5 protein-coding genes are annotated in these 3,219 nt (G+C 71.5%); all 5 read right to left on the reverse strand.

Features of this window, described 5'->3' with window-relative positions:
• Positions 1 to 511 (reverse strand): SRPBCC family protein (locus tag TN53_RS40095; RefSeq protein ID WP_046263798.1); only part of this gene is annotated, 511 nt, incomplete at its 3' end.
• A 145-nt stretch (positions 512 to 656) separates the two neighbouring features.
• A complete protein-coding gene (locus TN53_RS40100; protein ID WP_046263799.1) occupies positions 657 to 1,577 on the reverse strand; it encodes an aminoglycoside phosphotransferase family protein in 921 nt (306 codons plus the stop codon).
• A 100-nt stretch (positions 1,578 to 1,677) separates the two neighbouring features.
• Positions 1,678 to 1,914 (reverse strand): hypothetical protein, encoded by a 237-nt coding sequence (locus tag TN53_RS40105; protein ID WP_046263800.1) that lies wholly within the window; start codon positions 1,912 to 1,914, stop codon positions 1,678 to 1,680.
• Positions 1,915 to 1,976: 62 nt separating this feature from the next.
• The gene (locus TN53_RS40110; protein WP_046263801.1) at positions 1,977 to 2,417 is read right to left on the reverse strand and encodes an Lrp/AsnC family transcriptional regulator; all 441 of its coding nucleotides are present in this window, start codon (positions 2,415 to 2,417) and stop codon (positions 1,977 to 1,979) included.
• A 20-nt stretch (positions 2,418 to 2,437) separates the two neighbouring features.
• A partial coding sequence (locus TN53_RS40115; protein WP_046263802.1) for an aminotransferase class III-fold pyridoxal phosphate-dependent enzyme occupies positions 2,438 to 3,219 on the reverse strand: 782 nt, incomplete at its 5' end.

The raw sequence follows: 3,219 nt of genomic DNA on the forward strand, positions 1-3,219 counted from the left end.
CCTCGGCGGTGCCCTGCCAGGCCTCGGACTCCTCCCGGCTCATCCCGCGGCCGGCCAGGTGCATGCCGAGTCCGAGGGCGATGCTGTCCCAGCCGATACCGACCGCGCCCGGCCCGAACTGGTTCCAGAACTCCTCCGGCACCACGGCCACGTGCTCCACCTCGAACACCGTCCGCCCCTCGCCCTCCGGCGTGAGCCGCACCTCGACCTCGCCGAAGCCCGGATCCGGCCCGTACAGCCAGCTCACCCGCAGCCGCTCCGGTTCCACGCACTCGAGGATCTCGCCCCCGGCATGGCCCTCCAGCTGATAGCGCCCGCCGAGCCGGAACTCCCCGGTGACCGGCAGGAACCACCGCCCGATCCGCTCGGGAGAGGTCACCGCGCCCCAGACGTCGGCGACCTCGGCGTCATAGCTGCGCCGCAGCAGCACCGCATGAGCCTCCCCCTCCTCGACCTTGCGGGTGGCGACCTCCCGGTGTACACGGTCGATCTGGTCGACGATCTCGCTCATCCCCGCTCACTTCCTCTCTCGGCGCGATGCCTCGGCCCGGACGGCGTACCTGGGGCCACGCTCGCACAAAGGGACCGGGATCGCCTGGTTCCGGCCGGGCGGCGTCAGCTACGGCGTCCTCTGCGGCTGATGCTCGCGGAGCGCGTCACGCGCCGAACCACGCACGGGCGAGCCCGGACAGGGTCCCTTCGGCGGGGCCCTCCAACTCCCTCAGGTACCAGGGCAGGTTGCTGTACACGTGCAGCAGTGTGTAGGCGAGGGCGTGGGACGGGTCGACGCCGCTTCCGTACGCCGCGGTGAGCCGGGCGAGCAGGTGGGGGTCTCCTCGGGTGACGAACAGGCCCACGCCCACGAAGTCGTAGACGGCGTCCCCGATCATGGCGGGCTCGAAGTCGAAGAGGCCGGTCAGGCGCCAGCCGTCGGGGTCGACCAGGAAGTGCTGCTGCATGACCTCGGTGTGCAGCAGCGAGCGCCGGGGGGTGCGGGGCAGCGGGACCGAGGCGAGGAAGCCGGGGATCTGCTCCAGCCAGGTGTCCGGCAGTCCGTGGCCGCGTTGCTGGGCCACGGCGTTCGCGCGCTGCCGGTCGACGAAGGCACCCCAGTCGCCGGGCCCGAGGACGTCCTCGAGCGGGGCCGGGTCGAGCGAGTGGAGCACGGCGAGGGTTTCGCCGATCTCGGTGACGAGGCGTTCCCGGTCGGGCCGCGGGATGCGGTCCCAGGCCCGGGCGAGGTTCTCGCCGCGCAGCCGGGACATCAGGACGTACTGCCAGCCGTTCTCGTACGGCCCGAAGTCGTCCCCCCCGGGCGTCGGTACGGGGAGCAGCCCGTGCAGATGGGACAGGACACGGCCTTCGGCGATGCCGTCCCGGGCGGCGGAGGTGGGGAAGAGCTTGAGGACCCGGTTCTCCCCCACCGCATAGACCGGTTGTGAGCCGTCCGGGAAGCGGGTCAGGGGCACGTCGCCGAGTCCGAGGCGAGCGCAGAGGTCCTCCGCGCCGGCCCGCATCAGCTTCTCGTCCTCGACGACGGCGTCCCACTCTTCGTCGGTCTCCACCACGGGCAGCATGATCGCGACCGTAGGCCGGGCGGTGGCAGGGGGCAAACGGTTTTGGACGTGCGGAACGCCCGGCCGGACACCCCCGGCCGAGCGCCCTGCGAACCTGCGGTCAGCCGCCGTTCAGCCGGGCGCGCAGCAGCCCCTTGCCGATTTCGGCACCCTTGCGGCTGTCCGCCTGCGCCTTGCGGAACAGGTCCGCGACCTGGGTGTCCTTGTTCCGTTCGGCGTCGTGGATGTACGTCTCGAGGCGCAGCGCGTTGCTCAGACACGCCTCCACGTACCAGATGAGGTTGTAGTCCCTGTCCGGCGTACCGGTCGTGCCGCCGGTCTCCGTGCTGCTGGTCATGCGGGCCTCCTCCAGCGGTTGTCGTTCCGGGGCCGCCCGAGTACCCGTCCCACCCGGGTCAATCAGCCGACGTCCCACAGGAAACGGTGCGTGTGGATGCCGAAGTACGGGAACGACCGGACGTCTCGGACCCCCTCGACGTTGCGTACGACGTCGTTGACAAAGTCCAGCAGGTCCCGGGGGCCGGGGGCGACCACCTCGACGAACAGGTCGAAGCCGCCGGAGGTCAGCACCGAGTAGACGACCTCCTCACGCCGGGCGAGTTCGTCGGCGACGGTCCGCGGGTCGCCGTCCACGCCGATGCCGAGCAGGGCCATCGCCTGGCCACCCATGGCCATGGGGTCGGTGACACCGACGACCTGAACCGCCTTGGAGTCCAGGAGCCGTTGCAGGCGCTGCCGTGCGGCCGAGGCGGACAGGCCGACCTTGGGGCCGAGGTCGGCGTAGGCGATCCGGCCGTCGGTCTGGAGCTCGCGCAGGATGGCCCGGTCGATCTCGTCCACGTGCTTCCTCTCGGGGTCTGTCATCCGGCCAGTTCGGCCAGGGCGGCGGCGAAGACCTCGGTGTGGGTGTCCACGTCCGCCTCGGTGGTGTCCGGGCACATCAGCGCCATGTTGTGGAAGGGCGTCAGGAGGATGCCACGGTTGGCGAGGTGGACGTGCAGGAAGTCCTCCAGCTCGGCGTCACCGGCCGCTTCGGACTCGGTGCCGGTACGGGGCGCCGGGGAGGCGAAGCGGTACTCGGTGCGGGCACCGAGCCTGCTCACCGACCAGGGCAGTGCGTGGGCGTCGATGCCCGCCCGGACGCCGGCCTCGAACCGCTCGGACAGCTTCGCCATCCGGCCGAACGCCTCGTCGGTCAGGACGTGTTCGAGCGTGGCGCGCCTCGCCGCGACCGGGAGGGCGTTGCCCGCAAGGGTGCCGCCTACGCCGCCCATGTCGACGAGGTCGAGGTCGTCACGGCCGAGGAGGCGGTCCGCGAGCTCGGCGGACAGTCCGTACGCGCCGGCCGGGATGCCGCCGCCGATCGCCTTGCCGACGGTCAGCAGGTCGGGCTCCAGGTCCCAGGCCGCCGTGCAGCCGCCGGGTCCGGCGGAGAGGGTGTGCGTCTCGTCGTTGATGAGCAGGGTGCCGTGGTGCCGGGTCAGCGCCCGAACGCCCTCCAGATAGCCCGGTTCGGGCAGCACGATGCCGATGTTGGTGAGCGCCGGTTCCATGAGGACGGCCGCCACGTCGCCGTGGGCCAGTTCGCGCTCCAGCTGCTCCAGGTCGTTGAACTCGGCGACCCGGCTGGTGAGGGTGACAT

Source organism: Streptomyces sp. WM6386 (assembly GCF_000972385.1).
Lineage (GTDB): Bacteria > Actinomycetota > Actinomycetes > Streptomycetales > Streptomycetaceae > Streptomyces.

Excerpts from the sequence above, each read along its gene's own strand:
- TN53_RS40105 (WP_046263800.1), bottom strand. The coding sequence starts at position 1,914 with ATGACCAGCAGCACGGAGACCGGCGGCACGACCGGTACGCCGGACAGG.
- TN53_RS40100 (WP_046263799.1), bottom strand. The coding sequence starts at position 1,577 with ATGCTGCCCGTGGTGGAGACCGACGAAGAGTGGGACGCCGTCGTCGAG.